The organism is Mesorhizobium sp. M5C.F.Ca.IN.020.32.2.1, from assembly GCF_004023105.1.
Taxonomy (GTDB): Bacteria; Pseudomonadota; Alphaproteobacteria; order Rhizobiales; family Rhizobiaceae; genus Mesorhizobium; species Mesorhizobium wenxiniae.
This window is the reverse complement of the sequence record NZ_RZSX01000616.1, coordinates 1-3,988: the sequence shown is the minus strand read 5'-3', so window position 1 is coordinate 3,988 and position 3,988 is coordinate 1. Positions and strand designations below refer to the sequence as shown.

At 62.5% G+C, this 3,988-nt stretch carries 6 protein-coding genes; 3 read left to right on the top strand and 3 right to left on the bottom strand.

Features of this window, described 5'->3' with window-relative positions; translation table 11 throughout:
- Nucleotides 1–125: LacI family DNA-binding transcriptional regulator (locus tag EOA86_RS25505; protein WP_164891974.1), on the bottom strand; the 125-nt coding region annotated here is incomplete at its 3' end.
- 173 nt (nucleotides 126–298) lie between these two features.
- Here EOA86_RS25505 and EOA86_RS25500 point away from each other — a divergent pair.
- The 3 genes from EOA86_RS25500 (at nucleotide 299) to EOA86_RS25490 (ending at nucleotide 3,022) form a co-directional block, all read left to right on the top strand.
- The gene (locus EOA86_RS25500) at nucleotides 299–1,408 is read left to right on the top strand and encodes a fatty acid desaturase family protein (RefSeq protein WP_164759501.1); all 1,110 of its coding nucleotides are present in this window, start codon (nucleotides 299–301) and stop codon (nucleotides 1,406–1,408) included.
- Nucleotides 1,409–1,472: 64 nt separating this feature from the next.
- Nucleotides 1,473–1,787 carry a MocE family 2Fe-2S type ferredoxin gene (locus EOA86_RS25495; protein ID WP_095517459.1) on the top strand — a complete coding sequence of 105 codons (315 nt, stop codon included), beginning with the start codon at nucleotides 1,473–1,475 and terminating at the stop codon, nucleotides 1,785–1,787.
- Between the two features lie 5 nt (nucleotides 1,788–1,792).
- Entirely contained in the window at nucleotides 1,793–3,022 is a 1,230-nt protein-coding gene (locus tag EOA86_RS25490; protein WP_127208700.1) for an FAD-dependent oxidoreductase, read from the top strand.
- A 68-nt stretch (nucleotides 3,023–3,090) separates the two neighbouring features.
- On the opposite strand, the gene EOA86_RS41320 is transcribed toward EOA86_RS25490, so the two are convergent.
- On the bottom strand, nucleotides 3,091–3,480 hold the full coding sequence (locus EOA86_RS41320) for an SDR family oxidoreductase (protein WP_128344210.1): 390 nt from the start codon (nucleotides 3,478–3,480) through the stop codon (nucleotides 3,091–3,093).
- A complete protein-coding gene (locus EOA86_RS41315; RefSeq protein ID WP_128344208.1) occupies nucleotides 3,414–3,809 on the bottom strand; it encodes an SDR family NAD(P)-dependent oxidoreductase in 396 nt (131 codons plus the stop codon). The genes EOA86_RS41320 and EOA86_RS41315 overlap by 67 nt, the downstream gene beginning before the upstream one ends.
- Nucleotides 3,810–3,988 lie beyond the last annotated feature (179 nt).

The window sequence follows — 3,988 nt, the reverse complement described above, 5'->3', positions numbered from 1 at the left end:
GCCTCATAGACGCGGCGCGCGGTTTCCTCGCGCACCGGCAGGCGGTTGTTCAGCACCCGGTCGACGGTGGCGACGCTGACGCCGGAGGTGCGCGCCAGATCGGTGATGGTCGGCCGTTTTGCCATGGCTATCTCTCCGCTTGCCAAATTGGTTTACATCATTCTGATGGAAAATGATAGAAACCATCTTTGTGATATTGAGCCCATCATGGCTTGGCGTTACTTCTAGGCTTCGAGGCCTGCAACCACGGCCTGGTCATTGACCGGGCGGGTTGCAGGACGCTGGTGGAGGCACTCTCATGGACGCAATGTTGGACGCAGCACCGTCCCGGCGCGACTACAGCCTGATCGGCCGCGACGCCAAGCTCGCCGTCGAGACCGGGCTGGCGGCGGCCGAATGGTATCATACCGATATCCCGCGCAAGCAGATGAAGGAGCTAATGCAGCGCTCCGACGGCCCGGCGATCCGCGACACCATCATCTGGCTCGCCGTCCTGATCCTTAGCGGCGCAGGCGGCGCCTGGTTCTGGGGCACCTGGTGGTGCGTGCCGTTCTTCTTCGTCTATGGCGTCGTTTACGGCTCTTCCACCGATTCCCGCTGGCACGAATGCGGTCACGGCACCGCGTTCAGGACGCAGTGGATGAACGACGTGATCTATCAGCTCGCCTGCTTCATGATCATGCGCAATCCGGTGACCTGGCGCTGGAGCCATACCCGGCATCACACCGATACGATCATCGTCGGCCGCGATCCAGAAATCGCGGTGATGCGCCCACCGGACCTGTTGCGCGTCGTGCTCAATTTCTTCGGCATTGTCGATGCCTGGCATGCCATGAGCGACATGGTGCGCAATGCGGCCGGCATCATCAGCCCGGCGGAAAAGACCTTCATTCCCGAGCAGGAGCAGCCAAAGGCGATCCGCATTGCCCGCATCTGGACCGCGATCTATGCCGCGACCATCGTGCTGGCAATTTATAGCGGGTCGTTCCTGCCCTTGATGCTGGTCGGTCTGCCCCGGCTTTACGGCGCCTGGCATCATGTCATGACCGGCCTGCTGCAGCATGGCGGCCTCGCCGAAAATGTAGTCGACCATCGCCTCAACAGCCGCACCGTCTACATGAACCCGATCAGCCGCTTCATCTACTGGAACATGAACTACCATGTCGAGCACCATATGTTCCCGATGGTACCCTACCACGCGCTGCCCAGGCTGCACGAGATGATCAAGCACGACCTGCCAGCACCGACGCAGTCGATCCTGGCCGGCTATCGCGAGATGGTGCCTGCCTTCCTGCGCCAGCTGCGCAATGAAGACTATTTCCTCAAGCGCGAACTGCCGCCGACCGCGAAGCCCTATCGCGAGGAATTTCACAACGACAACGATGCTGTCGCGGCAGCAGCGGAATGATATGCGCCCATGCCAAGCAACATGCCGGGCAAGCTGACCAAGCAAAATTCTGCCGGGAGGACTGATGAGCGACTGGGTCGAGGCCTGTGACGCCGAAGACATCGACGAAGAGGACGTGATGCGGTTCGACCATGGCGGACGCACCTTCGCCATCTATCGCAGCCCCGACGACGAATATTTCGCGACGGACGGTTTGTGCACGCATGAGAAGGTGCATCTGGCTGACGGGCTGGTGATGGACGACATCATTGAATGCCCGAAGCACAATGGCCGCTTCAGCTACAAGACCGGTGCGGCCAGGGGCGCGCCGGTCTGCGTCAATCTCAGGACTTATCCGGTCAAGCTCGACGCCGGCAAAGTCCTGGTGCAGATAGGGTGACGGTGATGACGAACGGGATGGTCATCATCGGTGCCGGCGAATGCGGCGGGCGGGCTGCCTTGGCGTTGCGCGATCTCGGCTATGACGGGCCGGTGACGCTGATCGGTGACGAGCCGCATCTGCCCTATGAGCGGCCGCCGCTGTCGAAAGAAGCGATGGCTAGTGATGCGCCCGAGATCAAGGCGATCGCCAGCGATGAAATACTGTCCGAGAGGTCGATCCGGCATATCCATTCGGTTCAGGCGATGGCGATCGACTGCGCGGCGCACGTCGTGCACCTGTCGGACGGTTCGGTCCTGCCTTACGACAAACTCTTGCTGGCGACCGGCTCAACTCCGCGTAAGCTGCCGATGCCGGGGCTTGGCGCGCGCTGCGTCTACCTCCGGACCTTTAATGACGCGCTGGCCATTCGCGCGCATCTCAGCGCCGGAAACCGAATCGCCATCGTCGGCGGCGGCTTCATCGGTCTTGAGCTCGCCGCCGCGGCACGCAGGCTGGGGGCCACGGCCACCGTCATCGAGGCGCAGCCGCGGATCCTGATGCGCGGCGTGCCGGCCGAGATCGCCAAAATCATCCACGAGGCGCATGAAGCCGAAGGCGTCAAAATCCTGTGCGGCGACGGCATCTCGGCGATCGCCGACGACGGCGCCGGGGTGCGCATTGCGCTTGCGGGCGGAAAGGACATCGTCGCCGACCTGGCAGTGATCGGCATCGGCGCCGTGCCGGTGACCGGACTTGCCGCGGAAGCGGGGCTGACGATCGACAACGGCATAGCTGTCGATGCCGAGCTTCGCACCAGCGATCCGGACATCTTCGCCGCCGGCGATTGCTGCTCGTTTCCGCTTGCCGTCTATGGCGGCCGGCGCGTGCGGCTGGAAGCCTGGCGGAACGCGCAGGAGCATGGCGCGCTTGCGGCCAGGAACATGCTTGGCGCCGGTGAAAGCCACGCGGCGGTGCCATGGTTCTGGTCGGATCAATACGGCCTGACCTTGCAGGTATCAGGCCTGCCGGACCAGGGCAGCAAGGTTGTGCGCCGCGACCTCGACGATGGCGCCTTCATCCTGTTCCACCTCGCCGAGGACGGCAGGCTGGTCGCGGCGAGCGGCATCGGCCCCGGCAATTCGGTCGGCCGCGACATAAGGCTGGCCGAGATGCTGATCGCCAAGAGGGCAAAGCCGGCGCCTGAGGCGCTCGGCTCGCAAACGATCAAGCTGAAGTCGCTGCTGGCGGCGTGAGCCGCGGCGGGTTCCCCGAACTATTGGAATGACGGAACGCGCCCAGACGAAGGCAAGCTCTGTCTTTGTCAGGCAATCAGCAGGCCTCCATCCACAACCAGAATTCCACCTGTCGTATATGGATTGCGCATTGCGAAGATAATCGCATCCGCCAAATCTTCCGGCTGTCCAAAGCGGCGAGCGGGCAGCGAGGTTTCAGCCCACTTCGCACTTTGCTCACGGCGTGCGCTGTTTATAGGCGTATCCACCAGCCCTGCCATGACCACGGTCACGCGAACGGGTGAAAGCTCCCTGGCAAGCGCCTTGCCGAAACCCGGAATGGAAGCACCTTCAGCGGCAAGAAGGGAGAACCCCATAGCGGGAGGGCGGACCGCCGCCGCGCCGCACATCATCACGATCGAGCCAGTGGGCGAAAGGCGATGCGATGCAGCCTGCACGACTGTGAAGTAACCTCGCATCTTGTCGAGCTGCGTTCGACATCCTCATCCGTCAGATCGGCGAGCGGCTTTGCCCGCGCCAGTTCGTCGGCGACTGCAGTGAGGACCAGATGGTCAATTGTGTCGTAATCGGCAAGGGCATTGGCGACGCCAACCGCATCGCGCATATCGGCTGCATGAAGCCGCACATGTCCCGGCATGCCTTCTGATGCGCGTTGGAGCTTGTCCATGGAGCGGGACATCATAACGACCTCCGCGCCGCGGGCCGCCACCTCCCAAGCCACGGCATGCCCGATTCCCGAGCTCGCGCCGACGACAACCACCCTGTGTCCTTCCAGGTCACGCTCCATGTTGATGTCCAGCTATCGGCTCTTGAAAAGAATGGAATAAGGTTCGGTGTTGATAAGAAGGATCACGCACTGCTTTTCCGACATACAGGCATCGGCATGCATCTGGTCTGCCTTCTGGGTCCAATATGATCCGGGCTGCAGCTCGATGTTTCGGCCCTCACCCGTTTCCGGCACCCAGT